Annotated in this window: 14 protein-coding genes and 1 tRNA gene; 6 read left to right on the plus strand and 9 right to left on the minus strand. The window is 66.2% G+C overall.

What is annotated here, in order from left to right; genetic code table 11:
* The first annotated feature begins 19 nt into the window (after nucleotides 1-19).
* The 5 genes from HEP74_RS14645 (at nucleotide 20) to HEP74_RS14665 (ending at nucleotide 7,282) form a co-directional block, all read left to right on the plus strand.
* Nucleotides 20-1,306: an aminotransferase class V-fold PLP-dependent enzyme gene (locus HEP74_RS14645; RefSeq protein ID WP_185813503.1), complete on the plus strand. Its 1,287-nt coding sequence runs from the start codon at nucleotides 20-22 to the stop codon at nucleotides 1,304-1,306.
* Nucleotides 1,303-1,743, plus strand: coding sequence for a RidA family protein (locus tag HEP74_RS14650; RefSeq protein WP_185813504.1), 441 nt, complete (start codon nucleotides 1,303-1,305; stop codon nucleotides 1,741-1,743). Before HEP74_RS14645 ends, HEP74_RS14650 begins: the two co-directional genes overlap by 4 nt.
* Complete coding sequence (locus HEP74_RS14655) at nucleotides 1,740-3,458, plus strand: M61 family metallopeptidase (protein WP_185813505.1); 1,719 nt, start codon at nucleotides 1,740-1,742, stop codon at nucleotides 3,456-3,458. Before HEP74_RS14650 ends, HEP74_RS14655 begins: the two co-directional genes overlap by 4 nt.
* Before the next feature lie 25 nt (nucleotides 3,459-3,483).
* Nucleotides 3,484-5,223: a M61 family metallopeptidase gene (locus HEP74_RS14660; RefSeq protein WP_185813506.1), complete on the plus strand. Its 1,740-nt coding sequence runs from the start codon at nucleotides 3,484-3,486 to the stop codon at nucleotides 5,221-5,223.
* 550 nt (nucleotides 5,224-5,773) lie between these two features.
* Nucleotides 5,774-7,282: a KAP family P-loop NTPase fold protein gene (locus HEP74_RS14665; RefSeq protein ID WP_185813507.1), complete on the plus strand. Its 1,509-nt coding sequence runs from the start codon at nucleotides 5,774-5,776 to the stop codon at nucleotides 7,280-7,282.
* 476 nt (nucleotides 7,283-7,758) lie between these two features.
* On the opposite strand, the gene HEP74_RS14670 is transcribed toward HEP74_RS14665, so the two are convergent.
* The 6 genes from HEP74_RS14670 to murJ form a co-directional block, all read right to left on the minus strand.
* Nucleotides 7,759-7,834, minus strand: a tRNA-Thr gene (locus HEP74_RS14670).
* A gap of 35 nt (nucleotides 7,835-7,869) precedes the next feature.
* Complete coding sequence (gene ispH, locus HEP74_RS14675; protein ID WP_185813508.1) at nucleotides 7,870-8,820, minus strand: 4-hydroxy-3-methylbut-2-enyl diphosphate reductase; 951 nt, start codon at nucleotides 8,818-8,820, stop codon at nucleotides 7,870-7,872.
* A gap of 8 nt (nucleotides 8,821-8,828) precedes the next feature.
* Nucleotides 8,829-9,332, minus strand: a complete 504-nt coding sequence (gene lspA, locus HEP74_RS14680; protein ID WP_185813509.1) for a signal peptidase II — start codon at nucleotides 9,330-9,332, stop codon at nucleotides 8,829-8,831.
* Between the two features lie 103 nt (nucleotides 9,333-9,435).
* Entirely contained in the window at nucleotides 9,436-12,267 is a 2,832-nt protein-coding gene (gene ileS, locus HEP74_RS14685) for an isoleucine--tRNA ligase (RefSeq protein ID WP_185813510.1), read from the minus strand.
* 6 nt (nucleotides 12,268-12,273) lie between these two features.
* Nucleotides 12,274-13,272: a bifunctional riboflavin kinase/FAD synthetase gene (locus HEP74_RS14690; protein WP_185813511.1), complete on the minus strand. Its 999-nt coding sequence runs from the start codon at nucleotides 13,270-13,272 to the stop codon at nucleotides 12,274-12,276.
* Nucleotides 13,273-13,541: 269 nt separating this feature from the next.
* On the minus strand, nucleotides 13,542-15,134 hold the full coding sequence (gene murJ / locus HEP74_RS14695) for a murein biosynthesis integral membrane protein MurJ (RefSeq protein ID WP_185816652.1): 1,593 nt from the start codon (nucleotides 15,132-15,134) through the stop codon (nucleotides 13,542-13,544).
* Between the two features lie 116 nt (nucleotides 15,135-15,250).
* Between murJ and rpsT the strand changes: the two genes are divergently transcribed.
* Entirely contained in the window at nucleotides 15,251-15,523 is a 273-nt protein-coding gene (gene rpsT, locus HEP74_RS14700) for a 30S ribosomal protein S20 (protein WP_003469619.1), read from the plus strand.
* A 124-nt stretch (nucleotides 15,524-15,647) separates the two neighbouring features.
* Here the strand turns inward: rpsT and cgtA are convergent, their stop codons facing one another.
* The 3 genes from cgtA to rplU all read right to left on the minus strand — a co-directional run bounded on the left by cgtA (nucleotide 15,648) and on the right by rplU (nucleotide 17,589).
* The gene (gene cgtA, locus HEP74_RS14705) at nucleotides 15,648-16,718 is read right to left on the minus strand and encodes an Obg family GTPase CgtA (protein WP_185813512.1); all 1,071 of its coding nucleotides are present in this window, start codon (nucleotides 16,716-16,718) and stop codon (nucleotides 15,648-15,650) included.
* A gap of 262 nt (nucleotides 16,719-16,980) precedes the next feature.
* Entirely contained in the window at nucleotides 16,981-17,256 is a 276-nt protein-coding gene (gene rpmA / locus HEP74_RS14710) for a 50S ribosomal protein L27 (RefSeq protein WP_003479072.1), read from the minus strand.
* Between the two features lie 12 nt (nucleotides 17,257-17,268).
* Nucleotides 17,269-17,589, minus strand: a complete 321-nt coding sequence (rplU, locus tag HEP74_RS14715) for a 50S ribosomal protein L21 (protein WP_003468913.1) — start codon at nucleotides 17,587-17,589, stop codon at nucleotides 17,269-17,271.
* Nucleotides 17,590-17,863 lie beyond the last annotated feature (274 nt).

Genomic DNA, 17,863 nt, shown 5'->3' on the forward strand with positions numbered 1-17,863 from the left:
CGCCTGCCGGAACGCCACCATGGACACCCGCTCGCCCCGTTTCGACCTCACCCGCCGGCAATTGCTGGCGGCCGCCGGCGCATTGCCGCTGTCCGCAGCGCTGTCCGGCCTCGCCGACGCCAGCAACGCAACAACCGCTGCTGCGACCGCCGCCTCCACGCCCGCACGCGGCCTGCAAGGCCTCGGCAATGCCTTCGAGATCGCCGGCTGCTATCTCAACGGCGCCTACATGCATCCGGTCAGCCGCGCCGCCGCGCAGGCGCAACGCGGCTTCCTCGATGCGCGGCTGATGAATGCCAATGCCGACGAGGTCGACATGGGCGGCGACCGCGAGCGCGCGATGGCCGCGCTGGGCCGGCTGCTGCATGCCGACCGCGACGAACTGGCGTGGATTCCCAGCACCATGGTCGGCGAGAACCTGGTGTTGAACGGCCTCGGCATTCCGCACAGCCGCCAGCGCGTGGTCACCGACGCCTACCACTTCAACGGCTCGCTGTTTATGTACATGGAACTGGCCAAGCGCGGCCTCGACGTGCAGGTGGTGCGCCCGCACGACAACCGCATCCGCCTGGAGGATCTGGACAAGGCGATCACCCCGGGCACGCGCCTGGTCGCGCTGACCCTGGTGTCCAGCGTCAACGGCTTCCAGCACGACCTCAAGGCGGTCTGCGACCTGGCCCACAGCCGCGGCGCGCTGGTCTACGCCGACTTGATCCAGGCCGCCGGCAACACCCCGATCGACCTGCACGGCAGCGGCGTGGATTTCGCCGCCAGTTCCACCTACAAGTGGCTGATGGGCGACTTCGGCCTGGGCGTGATGTATGCGCGCCGCGCCAGCCAGGACGCCTTGCGGCAGATCGTCTGGGGCTACCGCCAGGAAGGCGAGACGGTCTCGCACCTCCTGCCGTTCGACCCGCCCGGCGAGCCGCCGCTGGAAACGCAGGCGATCGGCGGCCTGGCCGGCAAGATCGAAGTCGGCACGCTCAACAATTCCGCCGCCGCCGCGCTGGCGACCTCGCTGGAACTGATCGAGCGCATCGGCGTGGACGCTATCCAACAATGGCGGCAACCGCTGCTGGCGCGCCTGCACGCCGCGATCCCGCGGCTGGGCTTCGACCCGATGACCCCGCCGGATTCCAACTCCGCGCTGGTGTCTTTCGCCCAGCGCGACGTCGGCAAGCGGCTGGCGCCGAAGCTGAAGGCGGCCGGCGTCGAAGTCACCCTGTACCGCAATTACTTCCGTGTGTCGCCATCGTTCTACAACGGCAGCGACGATGTCGAACGTCTGATCGAGGCCCTGTCATGAAGCGACTCCCATTGCTGCTGTGCGCGCTGCTGCCGTGGACCGCACAGGCCGCGCCGGCAGCGCTGCACCACTACGGCGCCGCGCCCGGCGCGCCGTTCTCGGCCGCGGTGCGTGCCGGCGACACGCTCTACGTCTCCGGCCAGATCGGCAGCGCCGCGCAGGGCGGATTGCCCGAGGAGTTCAGCGCCCAGGCCAACAACGCGCTGGACAACGTCGCCAGCGCCCTGGCCCTGGCCGGCGCCGGCATGGACGACATCGCCAAGTGCACGGTGATGCTGACCGACATGGCGCAATGGCCCGCGTTCAACGCCCTGTACGTGCGCCGCTTCAAACCCGGCCACCTGCCCGCACGGAGCGCCATCGGCGCCAACGCCCTGGCGCTGGGCGCCAAGGTGGAAATCGAATGCATCGCCTACCTGCCCCAGGCCAAACCATGACCGCACGCACCTCCCGCTGGCTCCCCCTCGCCCTGCTCCTGGCGCCGGCCTGCGCCGCGCTCGCCGCCGAACCGCATACGGACCGAGTACTGCTGGCCCCAATCCCGCTGGACGTGGTGCTCACGCCCAAGGCCGATGCCGGCCAGATCGGCGCGCTGCAGGTGCACCTGCACCTGCCCGCGCCCAAGGTCGCCGCCGGTGCGCCGCTGCTGCGCATGCCGGTGGAGCTGGTGTCCACGCCGACCGCCGCCTACAGCGCCGAACAGATCCAGGTGCGCGACGCGCGCGGCGCCCTGCCGCTGCGCGCCGTCGACGAAGCGCCGGACCCGTCCGGCAAGTACCGCAACTACCTCGCCACCCGCGCCAGCGTCGGCGACGTCGACGTGGACTACGCCACGCCGCCACGCAAGGTCGATGCCGACACCCGCAACGGCCCGCTGTTCGACCTGCGCGCGCAGGACGGCGGCCTGATGGGCGCCGGCGTCTACTTCATGGCGCTGCCGCCGGGCGAGGCGCCGCGCCAGATCCACCTGCGCTGGGACCTGAGCGCACTGCCGGCCGGCGCGCGCGGCGTGTGGAGCGTCGGCGAAGGCGAGCAACGCACGACCGGGCCGACCGACCTGCTGCGCTTCTCCTACTACGCCGTCGGCGCGATGCAGCGGGTGCCGGAAAACGACGACGACGTCTTCCACTTCTACTGGATGGATGCTCCACCGTTCGACGCGCAACTGCTGGCCAGGCAGACCGGCCAGCTGTACCGCTACATGGCGCGCTTCTTCGGCGACGACGGCTCGGACTATCGCGCCTTCGCCCGCCGCAACCCGTACCCGGCCGGCGGCGGCACCGGCCTGGCGCACTCCTTCATGTTCGGCTACGGGCCGCAGGGCCAGACCATCGCCGAGGGCCCGCAGGCGCTGCTGGCGCACGAAATGGCCCACACCTGGCCCAAGCTCGACGGCGAGGAACACGCGCTCACCGCCTGGTACACCGAAGGCACCGCCGAGTTCTACTCGCTGCTGCTGTCGCTGCGCGCCGGCGTGTACGCCAAGGATGCTTTCCTGCAGGCGATCAACCACCGCGCCGACGGCTACTACGACAACCCGTTCCGCGCGCTCGACAACAGCGCCGCCGGCGAACGCTTCTGGAAGGACGCGCGCGCCCAGCGCGTGCCGTACGGCCGCGGCTTCATGTATCTGGTGAGCGTCGATGCGCAGCTGCGCCAGTACGGCCGGCAGGCGCATTCGGTGGACGACCTGGTGCTGGAAGTGCTGAAGCGCCAGCGCGCCGGCGAAACCATCGGCGTGCCCGAATGGCGCGCGATGGTGGTGCGCGAACTCGGCGCCGGCGCCGGCGGCGACTTCGACGCGATGGTCGCCGGCAAACTGATCGTGCCGCCCGCGCCGGTGTTCGGCTGCTACCGCGTGGTGCCGGCGCCGCACCAGCCGTTCGAGCTCGGCTTCGATCGCATGCGCATGGGCGTGATCAAGAACCTGCTGCCCGACTCTGCCGCCGCCCGTGCCGGCGTGCAGGAAAACGACCGCATCGTCGAATACACCCCGCTGGAACAGGCGATGGCCGACGAGCACACGCATATGCAACTGAAACTGGAGCGCGACGGCAAGCCGGTGCAAATTGACTACCTGCCGCGCAGCGCGCGCGTGGACGCCTGGCGCTTCGCCGTCGATCCGGCCCTGGCCGCCCGCTGTTCGCCCTGATCCCCACCTGCCGCGACCCTTGCCGATGAAGATGCCACTCCACCGCTGCCTGTTCCTGGCCCTCGCCGCGGCCGTGTCTCCGGCCCTGGCCGCGACCGACGCGCCGTACGCGATCACCATCCACGCGCAGGCGGACACCGCCGGCAGCAGGATCGAGGCACTGCTGGTGGACGAAGCCATCCCGCTGCCGGCCACACCGGCCGGCACCACCGTGCTGGCGATGCCGCACGTGACCAGCAACGTGCCCACCATCGCCGCCAGCGTCGGCGAACTGGCCGCGAGCGACGACCGCGGCGCCGTGCAGTTGCGCTATCGCGACCAGGGCGAAGGCCCGGCCCGGCAGCGCGAGTGGTACGCCGATCGCGCTGTCGCCGGCATCCTGCGTTTCTCTTATCGCGCGGCGATGACCGAAGCGCTGGCCGCGCGCGGCGCCGCACCGCCGATCGAACTGCGCAGCGAGGAAGGCGCGTTCTCCGGCGCCGGCGCCACCTTCCTGCTGCATCCGACCAGCGGCCAGCACGACATCGACCTGCACTGGGACCTGTCGGCGCTGGGCGCGGGCGCGCATGCCGTGAGCAGCCTGCAGGACCGCAACGCGCGCGACGTCGGCATGGAAGCGCTGGACAGCAGCTACTTCATGGCCGGCAAGATCGGCCTGTACCCGCAGGCGCCCGACGCCACCGGCTTCTTTTCCGCCTGGCAGGGCAACACCCCGTTCGACGCGGAAAAACTGCTGACCTGGACCCAACAACTTCGCCAGCACTACCAGGCCTTCTTCGCCGTGCCGGCCACGCCCTATGGCGTGTTCCTGCGCCGCAACCGGGTCAACCCCGGCGGCGGCATGGGCATGTACAACTCCTTCGTCGTCACCTACGACGACGACCGCGGCAACGACCCGCAACAGCTCGAACTGACCCTCGCCCACGAGATGTTCCACACCTTCCAGCCGCACATGAGTTCGCAGTACGACGGCGAAAGCCTGAGCGAAGCCTGGTTCAACGAAGGCACCGCGGTGTTCTATCAGGCGCGCCTGCCGTTCCGCTACGGCATGATCGACGCCGACGCGTTCCTGAAGGACCTCAACTACACCGCCGCCCGCTACTACACCAACCTCCTCGGCAACGCGCCCAATGGCGACGTGGCCACGCGGTTCTGGCAGGACACCCGCATCCGCACCCTGCCCTACGACCGCGGCTTCCTGTACTTCGTCACCGTCGACGACGCCCTGCGCAAGGCCAGCGGCGGCCGCAAATCGCTGGACGACCTGATCCTGGCGATGCTGCATCGCCGGCAACGCGACAAGCCGCTCGGCATCGCCGACTGGGAAGCACTGCTGCGCGACAACCTCGGCGAAACAGCGGTACGCCAACTGCACGCCATGCTCGACGGCGCCGCACCGCTACCGGCCAGCGACGCCTTCGGCCCCTGCTTCGAACGCATCTCCCAACCCATGCGCCGCTACGAACTAGGCTTCGCCCCCGCCGTGCTGACCGAATCCCCGCGCATCGTCCGCGACCTGATCCCCGGCTCGGCGGCCGCCAAGGCCGGCATCCGCAACGGCGACGAAATCACCCGCCCGGTCGGCCAGGATCAGTTGCAGGGGGAGCAGGACGGCGTCCTCGCCTTGCAGTTGCTGCGCGATGGCAAGCAGTTGACGGTCTCGTACAAGCCGCGCGGCGAGACCGTGGCGACGTGGCAGTGGCGGCACAAGCCGGGCAGCGCGCAGACCGCCTGCTCGTTGCCCGCCACCGCGGCTGCGCCATGATCGATCGACTCCTGCCCGTGGCGTGCGCCTGACAGGGTTTCCGCCGCCAGCGCGGGCGGGACAGGCTTCACGCAGGTACGGATCGCGGGTCTGCTAGCCTCGCCCTCGAACCGCCTGCGCAAGCAATGCCGAGGCTCATCCTGCGCATCGGCGGGGCCGAGCAGGCAAGCGAACGACAGGCGCTCTGGTTCTGGTGCGTGCAGATCGTCTGGTTCCGCCACCGGATGCGGATCGCCCTATGGCGCAGCGCGGTTGCCGCCGCTATCACCCTACTGATAGGTGCGGGGATCAACTTGGGTGTTGGGCATGCATTGCCGCATGTCCAAAGTTGGAAAGCGGCATCGGTGGCGGAGCCAAACACGAAGGCCCGCTCAAGCGAATAACACTGGCGGCCCAAAATGCCAGAGCATGGAGCCGCCATTATTGCTTCGACACGTGCTCACACTTGAAAGTTAAACCCTGCTCCAGTAAAGCAATAAAGTGGACCAATCACTTATGCAACCAGATTTAGAGTTTGACTCCCGAAGCATCCACATAAACCGAGAAAAAAATGACAGCGCTATTAAGAAAACCAAAGCATCCATCCATTGATAGTAAAAATGCATGGAAGGGCGACCCCTTCAATCGCAAGCGGGATGCAGAAGTTCTATGCCGACTAATTGCATCCAGTACGGCCGACCCAATTGTCATATCACTGCAATCCCCTTGGGGAACGGGAAAAACCACCTTCCTAAGAAGGCTAGCCACCCATATCGATAGCGAATTCTCAATTCCAACAATCATTGTGGACGCGTGGAAGAATGACAGCTTTGACGATCCACTCGAAGCCATAACGACTGAACTCATCGCAAGCCTCGATGAGAAGAAAAAGAGAAGCAAAAGCGATTCAAAGAAAGCCATGACAGAGAAAACGATCCTTAAGATCGCCAAGCACAGCTGGGAAGTATTGCGGTCCACTTCTGCACCAGCCGCCGAGGCAATATATCCGGGAAGCGGACAGGTTATTGCTCCTATTGCAGAGATCGCTGATCAGTGGGTTGAAAATCAGCGATCAAAGAGAGAGGCACTGCCTAAATTCAAAGAGACACTTATTGAAATACGGGATACATTAACTAGTCGCACCAAGAATCGCCCTATCCTTCCAATCCTTCTTATTATCGACGAACTGGACAGATGCCGGCCAGACTACGCAATCAAGATGCTAGAACGCATCAAGCATTACTTCGACGTAGCCGGAGTGACTTTCCTGATTGCAACGGACCGTGGAAACTTGCCTTCTGCGGTAAACACAGTCTATGGATCACACGTGGATGGAGAGTTGTATCTGAGAAAGTTCTTTGATTTCGAGTTTCACCTTCCCCCACCATCCAAGGAGGTCTATGCCATATATCTTGCCAGCACTTACATTCTGCCTTACGCATCGCCCGATGACGCTCTCAGCTTCAGCACTGGAATTAACAGACATGCAATTGAAGAATCCTTCAATTATCTAAAAATTGATGATATAGATAAAGCGGCCTATCAGCTCCACTTTCCATCTATGGCCAACGCAATGGATCTCAGTCTTAGAGACCAATCTCAGGCGCTTACAATGTTAGCGGCGTTTATACATTCACGAGAAGACAACCCCAAAAGACTCCCAGTCATTGACTGCTTCATTTCTTGCATTCGGTTTTCTTGTCCTCAGTTCTTTAACGAGCTAATAAATGATCAATCTTTCACTCCAATTCCTAACGATGCCCCTCAGTCTCGAAAGACACTTTTCGCATCAATTGGGCGTACTGCACAGTGGGCTGCGATTGAGAAGTTTTTCTCACGACCGTCTACTGTGATGGTGATGTTCGACGGAGATATGCGACGCTCTAACGATGAAGAGACGCAGCCATGGGAACGAATGGCATCCTCTTTAAAGAGAGGATCAATGGCCACGCAAGGAGAATTTATAATTTTTGACCTGGCAATGCGCATGAAGCGTGATTTCCATAGAGATCCGTTTTCATACGCCCTGAACTTTGTTCGCCTTACCCCGCCAACACTAAAGCGAGGCAATTCCAGTTAATTTAGCCATTCAGTTCACGGTTTTAATTGTAGAGAAAGATCCGCTTGGAAGACTAATCACTCCAGAGCACCGTCCAAGTGGCGAGCCTCTTAAGCCACTGACGTCGCGTGCCTCCACGATAGTCGGCGGCATCAAGTAAACCATAGGCAGAAGAATCTTCAGCCCTCGCCTTTTCATCAGAATAGAGAGTTAATAGCTTCGAACCCATCGCAAGCTTACCTAGCCCCACTTAGTCACAGGAAGCGACCTGATTCAACTACGGATGGCCTCAACAGATTGCCCCTCGCCGATTGACGTCGAAACCACTTCGAGATGCATTAGGTAGCACGTCTAGAAGCGACACTCTGCCTCACGACTCCTGTCCCCAGCTTCAGTCCAGATAGGCCTTGTGAGAGGCAATGACCTAGATTTCATGGACTTTGCCCCAGTCCCGCCCACAAAAAACCCCGACCAAGGCCGGGGTTTTTCGCTGAATCTGGTGCCGGAAATAGGAATCGAACCTACGACCTACGCATTACGAATGCGCCGCTCTACCAACTGAGCTATTCCGGCTGAACCGCCAATTCTAGGGGGGCGCCGGCCGCCGGTCAATTGACAAGGCGCAGGCGCAGTTCCTTGGGCAGGGCGAACACCATCGACTCCGGTTCGCCGGCCAGTTCGCCGACGCCGTCGGCGCCCAGCTCGCGCAGCCGCGCGATGACCCCATCCACCAGTACCTGCGGCGCGGAGGCGCCGGCGGTCAGGCCGATGCGGCGCTTGCCGACGATCCAGGCCGGGTCGATCTCCTCGGCACCGTCGATCAGGTAGGACTCCACCCCGTCGCGCCGCGCCAGCTCGCTGAGCCGGTTGGAATTGGAGCTGTTAGGCGAGCCGACCACCAGCACCAGGTCGCACTGCCTGGCCAGGTCGCGCACCGCGTCCTGGCGGTTCTGGGTGGCGTAGCAGATGTCGTCGTTCTTCGGCCCCTGCATCGCCGGGTAGCGCTCGCGCAGCGCGTCGATGATGCCGCGGGTGTCGTCCACCGACAGCGTGGTCTGGGTGGTGTAGGCCAGGTTCTCCGGCTGCTGGATGTCCAGCGTGGCGACCTGCTCGATGTCCTCGACCAGATAGATGCGCCCGGCGCCGCGTTCGCGGTTCCACTGGCCCATCGTGCCCTCCACCTCGGGGTGGCCGGCATGGCCGATCAGCACCACGTCGCGGCCGGCGCGGCAGTGCCGGGCCACTTCGAAATGGACCTTGGTGACCAGCGGGCAGGTCGCGTCGAACACTTTCAGCCCGCGCCGCTCGGCCTCCTGGCGCACCGCCTGGGACACGCCGTGGGCGCTGAAGATGACCGTGTTGCCGTCGGGCACCTCGTCCAGTTCCTCAACGAAGATCGCGCCGCGCTGCTTCAGGTCGTCGACCACGAAGCGGTTGTGCACCACCTCGTGGCGCACGTAGATCGGCGCACCCAGGGTCTCGATGGCGCGTTTGACGATCTCGATCGCACGGTCGACGCCGGCGCAGAAACCACGGGGATTGGCGAGCAGGACGTCCATGGCTCCAATTATCCCGCTTTTCGCTTCGACTTGCCGTCGAACACGCCGAACAGGGCGATGCCCACGGCGCCGGCGACGATCGCCGAGTCGGCGATGTTGAACGAGGGCCAGTAGTGGTCGCCCACGTACCACTGGATGAAATCGACCACATGGCCATGCATCAGCCGGTCGATGACGTTGCCGATCGCGCCGCCGATGACCAGGGCGTAAGGCATGGCGCTGCGCCAGTCGCCGCGCGGGGTGCGCGCCAGCCACCAGGCCAGCAGGCCGCTGATGCCCACCGCCAGCGCGGTGAAGAACCACAGCTGCCAGCCGCCGGCCTGGCTCAGGAAACTGAACGCGGCACCGGTGTTGTAGGTGCGGTACCAGTTCCAGAAGCCGTCGATCACCGGCACCGCGGTGAACTCGGGCAGGCTGGACAGCACCCAGGCCTTGCTCCACTGGTCCAGGCCGATCACCAGCGCGGACAGCAGCAGCCAGATCAGCGCGGAGGGTTTGGGTCGTACGGTCATGCGCGGGGTCCGCCTCGGGCGAAGGGTGGGTATGAAAGACAACGACGCGGCGTAAGTCACGACGGCGACGGCGAAGGCATCGCCGCCGCCGCGCAGGAACGGATCAGAACCAGGTGCGCTCCTCGCCCGGTCCGTCGATGTTGCCGACGCAGCGGCCGCACAGTTCCGGGTGCGCCGGATCCACGCCCACGTCGGCGCGATGGTGCCAGCAGCGCACGCACTTCTGCTTGGCGGTGGCCTGGGCGCTGACGAAGATCTCGTCGGTGCTGGCCTCGCGCACCACCACGTCGCCGCTGATGAACAGGAAGCGCAATTCCTCCTGCAGCGGCTGCAGCCTGGCGGCCGTGGCCGCGTCGGCGGCGACGGTGATCTCCGCCTCCAGCGCCGCGCCGATCACGCCGTTGCCGCGCATCGGCTCCAGCACCTTGGCCACCTGCTCGCGCAGCGCCAGCAGCTGCTCGAAATCGGCCGCGCTCAGCGGCGCATCCTCCGGCAGCGGCGCCAGGCCTTCGTACCAGGTCGCGAACAGCACGTTGCCGACGTGCGCGCCGGGCAGGTAGCCCCATAGTTCGTCGGCAGTGAAGCTCATGATCGGCGCGATCCAGCGCACGAACGCTTCGGCGACATGGAACATCGCGCTCTGCGCCGAACGCCGGCCGTGCGAGTCCTCCGGCATCGTGTACAGCCGGTCCTTGGTCACGTCCAGGTACAGCGAACCCAGGTCCACGCTGCAGAAGTTCAGCAGCGCCTGCACGATCGCGGCGAAGTCGTAGCGCGCGTAGGCGGCCTTGATCTGCTCCTGCACCTCGTAGGCGCGATGCACGATCCAGCGGTCCAGCGCCACCAGCTCCGGCAGGGTGCGCAGGTGCGCGGCGGGGTTGAAGCCGTGCAGGTTGCCGAGCAGGAAGCGCGCGGTATTGCGCAGGCGCCGGTAGGCGTCGGAGTTGCGCTTGAGGATCTCCTGCGACAGCGACATCTCGTTGCTGTAGTCGCTGGAAGCGATCCACAGGCGCAGGATGTCCGCGCCCAGCGTCTTCATGATGTCCTGCGGCTCGATGCCGTTGCCCAGCGACTTGGACATCTTGCGGCCGTGCTCGTCCACGGTGAAGCCGTGGGTCAGGCACTGCCGGTACGGCGCCGCCTGGTCCAGCGCCACGCCGGTCAGCAGCGAGGACTGGAACCAGCCGCGATGCTGGTCCGAGCCTTCCAGGTACAGGTCGGCCGGCTTGGGAATGCCGCGCTCGGCCAGCACCGCCTCGTGGGTCACGCCCGAATCGAACCACACGTCGAGGATGTCGGTGATCTTGTCGTAGTCGGCGGCTTCCTCGCCGAGCAGGTCGGCGGCGTCGAGCGTGTACCACACGTCCACCCCGCTCTCCTCGACGCGGTCGGCGACCTGGCGCATCAGCTCGGTGCTGCGCGGATGCGGCTCGCCGGTCTCGCGGTGCACGAACAGCGCGATCGGCACGCCCCAGGTGCGCTGCCGGGAGATGGTCCAGTCCGGACGCCCGGCGACCATGCCGGCGATGCGCGCCTGGCCCCAGGACGGATACCAGTGCACGCCCTCGATCGCCTTCAGCGCGTCGGCGCGCAGGTTGGCCTGCTCCATCGAGATGAACCACTGCGGGGTGGCGCGGAACGCGATCGGGGTCTTGTGCCGCCAGCAGTGCGGGTAGCTGTGGACCATGCTCGCGTGCGCCAGCAGCGCGCCGCGCGCGGCGAGCACCTCGGCGATGGTGTCGTTGGCCTTCCAGATGTGCAGCCCGGCCAGCACCACGCCGTCAGCCGGCGGGGTCGAAGGCAGGTACACGCCGCGGCCGTCGATCGGGTTGATCTGCGCGGCGGTGTAGCGCTCGATCAGGCCGTACTGCTTGGCCGCCACGTAGTCTTCCTGGCCGTGCCCGGGTGCGGTGTGCACCGCGCCGGTGCCGTCCTCGTCGGAGACGTGGTCGCCCAGGATCAGCGGGATGTCGCGCTCGTCGTAGAACGGATGCGCCAGCAGTTGGTTCTCCAGCGCCGCGCCAGCGACGCGGCCATGCACCACCACCTCGGTCACGCCGTAGCGCTGCAGCGCGCGCTCGGCCAGCGCATCGGCCAGCACCAGCCAGCGGCGGCGGCCGTCGTGCGCCGGGCCTTCGACCAGGGCGTAGCTCAGGTCCGGCCCCAGCGACACCGCCAGCGAGGCCGGCAGCGTCCATGGCGTGGTGGTCCAGATCGGCACCGCGACCTCGACACCTTCCGGCAGGTCGACGCCGAACGCGGCCGCCAGCGCCGCGCCGTCGCGCGCGGTGTAGGCCACGTCCACGGTCGGCGACTGCTTGTCGGCGTATTCGATCTCCGCCTCGGCCAGCGCCGAGCCGCAATCGAAGCACCAGTGCACCGGCTTCACGCCGCGGGTCAGTTGGCCGTTGTCGACGATGCGGGCCAGCGCGCGCATCTCGTTGGCTTCGAAATGGAAGTCGAGCGTGCGGTACGGGTTGTCCCAGTCGCCGATCACGCCCAGGCGCTTGAAATCGCGGCGCTGGATGTCGATCTGCTCGTTGGCATACTCGCGGCATTTCTGCCGGAACTGCGCCGCATCCAGCTTGACCCCGACCTTGCCGTACTTCTTCTCGATCGCGATCTCGATCGGCAGGCCATGGCAGTCCCAGCCCGGGATGTACGGCGCATCGAAGCCGGCCAGGTACTTGGACTTGACGATGATGTCCTTGAGGATCTTGTTGACCGCGTGGCCGAGATGGATCGCGCCGTTGGCGTACGGCGGGCCGTCGTGCAGCACGAACAGCGGCCGGCCCTGGGCGTTGTCGCGCAGCTGCGCGTACAGCCCCTCGCTCTCCCAGCGGGCCAGCGTGTCCGGCTCGCGCTTGGGCAGATCGCCGCGCATCGGGAAGTCCGTCGCCGGCAGATTGAGGGTGGCTTTGTAGTCCTGGGTCACGGGGATTTACCGGTTGTCTTCATTGGAGAGTCCGCGCACGGAGGCGCGGGCTTGTGCGAGCGGCAGCGCGGATCGCGGCGCGGACGCGAGCAGGCGCCGGGCCAGCGCGGCGTCGCGGTGCATCTGTTCGGTCAGCGCCGGCAGATCGGAAAATTTTTCTTCGTCGCGCAACTTGGCGACGAATTCCACGGCGATGTGGCGCCCGTACAGGTCGCCGTGGAAATCGAACAAGTGCGCTTCCAGCAGCGGCTCCACACCCTGCACCGTCGGCCGCGTGCCGAAGCTGGACACCGACGGCCACGGCTGCTCGCTCACCCCGTGCACCCAGGTCGCGTAGATGCCCGACAGCGCCGGCGTGCGCGGGAAGCGCAGGTTGGCGGTGGGATAGCCGAGGGTGCGCCCGAGCTGCTTGCCGCGCACCACGCGGCCGTCGATCGCGTACGGACGGCCGAGCAGGTCGGCGGCGTGGGCGAATTCGCCGGCCACCAGCAGTTCGCGGATGCGGGTGCTGGAGATGCGCTCTTCGCGCAGGTGCACCGGCTCGATCTCGCCGGCGGAAAAGCCCAGTTGCGCGCCCATCTCGCGCAGCAGCGCGATGTCGCCGCCGCGCTTGTGGCCGAAACGGAACGCCGGGCCGATCCACACTTCGCGCGCCTGCAGCCGATCGACCAGGGTGCGCTGCACGAAGTCCTGCGCGCTCATCGACGACAGCCGCCGGTCGAAGCGCAGCAGGCCCACGCTGTCCACGCCGAGCTGCTGCAGGCCTTCGACCTTGGCCCGCGCCAGGGTCAGCCGCGGCGGCGGCGCGGCCGGCGCGAAGAACTCGCGCGGCAGCGGCTCGAAGCTCAACGCCACCGCCGGCACGCCCAGCGCGCGGGCACGCGCCAGCGCATGGCGCACCAGCGCACGGTGGCCCAGATGCAGGCCATCGAAGGCGCCGATGCAGACCACGCTTCCCTGCGGGAACAAAGTCCCGCCCTCGACGTCTCTAAACAGCCTGCTCATTCCTCGGTCCGAAGCGCCGGCGCTGGAGTGCGCCGGCCGATGATGCGTAACCGTCGAGTATAGCGGGGTGCGGCAAGACCCGGGACAGCAGGGCCGCCGGAGGAACCCGCGCCAAGCGATCGGCCCGGGGCGGGCAAGCACCGCTCTTCTGTAGGAGGGGCTTCAGCCCCGACGCCTTACCGGTAGAGCATCGGGGCCTGAAGCCCTCCTACAGAAAGCGCAAGTGCCGCACTTGCGAATCCCCAATCCCGAATCCCCAATCCCGGCCCTTAGTGCTCGCGCAGATCCCGCGGCCTGAACCCCAGCGCCAGCAACGCCAGCAGATACACCAGCCCACCACCACATACCAGCGCCAGCAGGCTGCCGATGCGGTGCCACTTGTCCATCGTGGTGAACCCCGGCAGCCAGTGCAGGCCCAGCCCCAGCACCGCGGCCATCGCCGCGCAGGCCACGCCCAGCCGCAACAGGTAACCCGCCCAGCCCGGCCGCGGCCGGTACACCTCGGCGCGGCGCAGCCAGCGCCACAGCAGCGACAGGTTGATGTAGCTGGCTACCGCGCTGGCCAGGCCCAGCGCCAGGTGCAGGCCCGGCACCGCCGCCAGCGCCGCGCGCACGCCCTGCGCGCGCAGCTCGGCCGGCACCCACAGGTGGTACAGGATCGCCAGGAACAGCAGGTTCAGCACCATGTTGGCGACCAGCGCGACCACGCCGGCGCGCACCGGGGTGCGCGTGTCCTGGCGCGAGTAGAACGCCGGCAGCAGCACCTTCAGCAGCGCGAACGCGGGCAGGCCGAAGCTCAGCCCGAACACCGACATCGCCGCCATGCGCGTGTCGAACGCGGTGAACTTGCCGTACTGGAACAGCGTGGCCACCAGCGGCTGGCTCAGCAGCATCAGCCCCAGCATCGCCGGCACCGCGATCAGCAGCGTGGTGCGCAGGCCCCAGTCCAGCGCGTTGGAGAAGCCGACATGGTCGGTCTTGACGTGGTGCCGCGACAGCGCCGGCAGGATCACCGTGCCCAGCGCCACGCCGAACACGCCCAGCGGCAGCTCCAGGAAGCGGTCGGCCTGCGACAGCCAGCTCTGCGAGCCGGCGAACAGAAACGAGGCGATCACCGTGTCCAGCAACAGGTTGATCTGCGCGATCGAGGAGCCGAACAGGGTCGGCACCATCAGCGTCAGCACCCGGCGCACGTCCGGGTGACTCCAGCCCCAGCGCGGCAGGGTCAGCAGGTCGATGCCGCGCAGCGCCGGCAACTGGAACAGCAGCTGCAGCAGCCCGGCGACCAGCACCGCCCAGCCCATCGCCAGGATCGGCACCTCCAGCTTCGGCGCCAGCCACAGCGCACCGGCGATCATGCACAGGTTGAGGATCACCGGCGTCAGCGCCGGCAGGCCGAAGCGATTGAAGCTGTTCAAGGCACCGCCGGCCAGCGCGGTCAGCGACACGAACAGCAGGAACGGGAAGGTCAGCCGCAGCAGATCGACGATCAGCCCGAACTTGGCCGGATCGTCGCTGGAGCCGGGATTGAACAGCAGCGCCACCTGTGGAGTGAAGATCAACCCCAGCGCGGTGACCAGCAGCAGGATCCCGCCCAGGGTGCCGGACACCCGCGACATCAGCGCGCGCAGGTCGGCATGCGGCCGGGTTTCCTTGACCTCGGTGAACACCGGCACGAACGCCGTGGCGAACGAGCCCTCCGCGAACAGCCGGCGCAGGAAGTTCGGAATGCGGAACGCGACCCAGAAAGCGTCGGTGGTCGCGTTAGCGCCGAACGAAATGGTGATAGCCTGATCGCGTACCAGCCCCAGCACGCGCGAGACCATGGTCATGCTGCTGAACGAGAGTAGCCCGCGGAGCATGCGCGGCGTGCTCATGCAGCGACCCTCTTGACAATTGGCTTGACGCAGTTGTTTAGAACCTTCATACTCTCCCGCTTGTTTTTATCCACCACACAGCTTTCCAGGAAACCACCACCGTGGCCAATATCAAGTCCGCCAAGAAGCGCGCCAAGCAGACCGTCGTGCGCAATGCGCGCAACACGGCTCAGCGTTCGATGCTGCGCACCGCCGTCAAGAAGGTCATCAAGGCCCTGGACGCCAACGACGCCGCCGGCGCCGAAGCCGCTTTCGCCGTTGCCCAGCCGATCCTCGACCGTTTCAGCTCGCGCGGTCTGATCCACAAGAACAAGGCTGCGCGCCACAAGAGCCGCCTGACCGCCCGCATCAAGGCGATCAAGACCGCCGCCTAACCGGCTGCGGTCGTTGCCGGAAGCGCTCGCGCTTCCGGCACTACGAAAAAGCCCGGCCTCGGCCGGGTTTTTCGTGTGCGTGCGATCCGCTGGCGACAACCGCGCGCCGGACCGGCCGCCGCGCTCAGAGCGCATCGGCGGCCGGGGCATTGGCGGCCGCTTCCAGCGCATCCTCGCGCTGGCGGTCGAAGAACGCCATCACGTCCTTCATGATCGGCCAGGTGCCGTCGCGACCCAGCGCCGACACCAGGTACCACGGCTGGGTCCAGCCGAGTTCGGCGACGACCTGCTCGGCCAGCGTGCGCGCCTCGTCCTCGAACAACAGGTCGGCCTTGTTCAGCACCAGCCAGCGCGGCTTGGCCAGCAGCTCCGGGTCGTGCTTTTCCAGTTCGCGCTCGATCGCCCGCACCTGCTCGGTCGGCGACACGCCATCCACGCCGCCCTCCATCGGCGCCAGATCCACCAGGTGCAGCAGCAGACGCGTGCGCTGCAGATGGCGCAGGAACTGCGCGCCCAAGCCGGCGCCGTCGGCCGCGCCCTCGATCAGGCCCGGAATGTCGGCGATCACGAAGCTGCGGTAGGCCTCGACACTGACCACGCCCAGGTTCGGATACAGCGTGGTGAACGGATAGTCGGCGACCTTCGGCGTGGCCGCGGACACCGCGCGGATGAAGGTGCTCTTGCCGGCATTGGGGAAGCCGAGCAGGCCGACGTCGGCGAGCAGCTTCAGCTCCAGCTTCAGCGCGCGCTCCTCGCCCTCCTCGCCCGGCGTCGCCTTGCGCGGCGCGCGCGTCACCGAGCTCTTGAAATGCATGTTGCCCAGGCCGCCCTTGCCGCCCTGCGCGACCAGCAGCTTGTCGCCGTGCGCGACTAGGTCGCCGATGGTCTCGTCGGTATCGACGTTGATCACCACGGTGCCGACCGGCACGGTGATGACCAGATCTTCGCCAGCCTTGCCGTACATCTGCCGGCCCATGCCGTTCTCGCCGCGCTGCGCACGGAACGCGCGCTGGTGGCGGAAATCGACCAGGGTATTGAGGTTCTCGTCGGCGACCAGCCACACGCTGCCGCCGTTGCCGCCATCGCCGCCGTCCGGCCCGCCCAGCGGGATGAACTTCTCGCGGCGGAAGCCGATGCAGCCGTTGCCGCCATTGCCGGCACTGACCTGGATTTCTGCTTCGTCTACGAGTTTCATGAATTTACAACCGGGAATGGGGAATGGTGAATCGAGAATCGGAAAAGCCAACCGGCGCCGCGGCGTCGATTCTAATTGGCAGCACCCGATCGGCAAAATCCGACCAGCTGCATGACCAGGAAACGGAACGAGTCGACGGGAGACGCCTTTGCCATTCCCAATTCCCCATTCCCGATTCCCAGCCGTAAAAACAAAAACCCCGCCGAAGCGGGGCTTTCGTCAGCAAGCCCGCGCCGTGGCGCAGGCCCTGGAGGCGAAACGCTTACGCCTCGGCGGTAGCCGCTTCGGTCACCACGCTCACGGTGCGACGCTTCTTGGCGCCCTTCACCGAGAACTCGACCTTGCCGTTCACCAGCGCGAACAGGGTGTGGTCGCGGCCCAGGCCGACGCCCGAACCCGGGTGGAACTGGGTGCCGCGCTGACGCACGATGATGTTGCCCGCCTCGATCGCCTGGCCGCCGAAGATCTTCACGCCCAGGTATTTCGGGTTGGAGTCGCGGCCGTTGCGCGAGGAACCTACGCCTTTTTTATGTGCCATGACTGCTGCTCCTTACTTCTTTTCGCCACCGGCAATGCCGGTGATCTCGATTTCGGTGTAATGCTGACGATGTCCCTGACGCTTCATGTGGTGCTTGCGGCGGCGGAACTTGATGATGCGCACCTTGTCGGCACGGCCATGGGCCACGACCTTCGCGGTGACGGTGGCGCCGTTCAGCGCGTCACCGAGCTTGATGCCGTCGCTGTCGCCCAGCATCAGGATGTTGTCGAACTTGATCTCGTTGCCGGCTTCGACTTCGAGCTTTTCCACGCGGAGCGTTTCGCCCTGCGCGACGCGGTATTGCTTACCGCCAGTTACCAGTACTGCGTACATGACCAGACTTCCTCTGTAGTTATTGTGGTCGCCCCTGCCGTGCCTCTTCGGGCAGACAGGAGCGGAATTGTAATGGCTTCAGCGGGTTAGGGTCAAGTCCCCACCCCGGCGCGGGCGCGGTCCCGGCGCCCCGTCACGATTGGCTGAACCGGCCAGCCGCGGCAGCCCCCGAATCCTGGCAAATCCGGCAATTGCCCCCACCTGACAAGCTGGGTACGCTGATCGATTGCCGTCCCCTCTCCGCCCCCACGCTGGCCCTGGCTGACGCCCGGCC

The organism is Xanthomonas sp. SS, from assembly GCF_014236835.1.
GTDB lineage: Bacteria > Pseudomonadota > Gammaproteobacteria > Xanthomonadales > Xanthomonadaceae > Xanthomonas_A.

Bases quoted from the DNA above. Each gene is read 5' to 3' on its own strand.
- HEP74_RS14645 (WP_185813503.1), top strand. From the start codon at position 20: ATGGACACCCGCTCGCCCCGTTTCGACCTCACCCGCCGGCAATTGCTG.
- HEP74_RS14650 (WP_185813504.1), top strand. From the start codon at position 1,303: ATGAAGCGACTCCCATTGCTGCTGTGCGCGCTGCTGCCGTGGACCGCA.
- HEP74_RS14655 (WP_185813505.1), top strand. From the start codon at position 1,740: ATGACCGCACGCACCTCCCGCTGGCTCCCCCTCGCCCTGCTCCTGGCG.
- HEP74_RS14660 (WP_185813506.1), top strand. From the start codon at position 3,484: ATGAAGATGCCACTCCACCGCTGCCTGTTCCTGGCCCTCGCCGCGGCC.
- HEP74_RS14665 (WP_185813507.1), top strand. From the start codon at position 5,774: ATGACAGCGCTATTAAGAAAACCAAAGCATCCATCCATTGATAGTAAA.
- ispH (WP_185813508.1), bottom strand. From the start codon at position 8,820: ATGGACGTCCTGCTCGCCAATCCCCGTGGTTTCTGCGCCGGCGTCGAC.
- lspA (WP_185813509.1), bottom strand. From the start codon at position 9,332: ATGACCGTACGACCCAAACCCTCCGCGCTGATCTGGCTGCTGCTGTCC.
- HEP74_RS14690 (WP_185813511.1), bottom strand. From the start codon at position 13,272: ATGAGCAGGCTGTTTAGAGACGTCGAGGGCGGGACTTTGTTCCCGCAG.
- murJ (WP_185816652.1), bottom strand. From the start codon at position 15,134: ATGCTCCGCGGGCTACTCTCGTTCAGCAGCATGACCATGGTCTCGCGC.
- cgtA (WP_185813512.1), bottom strand. From the start codon at position 16,718: ATGAAACTCGTAGACGAAGCAGAAATCCAGGTCAGTGCCGGCAATGGC.
- rpmA (WP_003479072.1), bottom strand. From the start codon at position 17,256: ATGGCACATAAAAAAGGCGTAGGTTCCTCGCGCAACGGCCGCGACTCC.
- rplU (WP_003468913.1), bottom strand. From the start codon at position 17,589: ATGTACGCAGTACTGGTAACTGGCGGTAAGCAATACCGCGTCGCGCAG.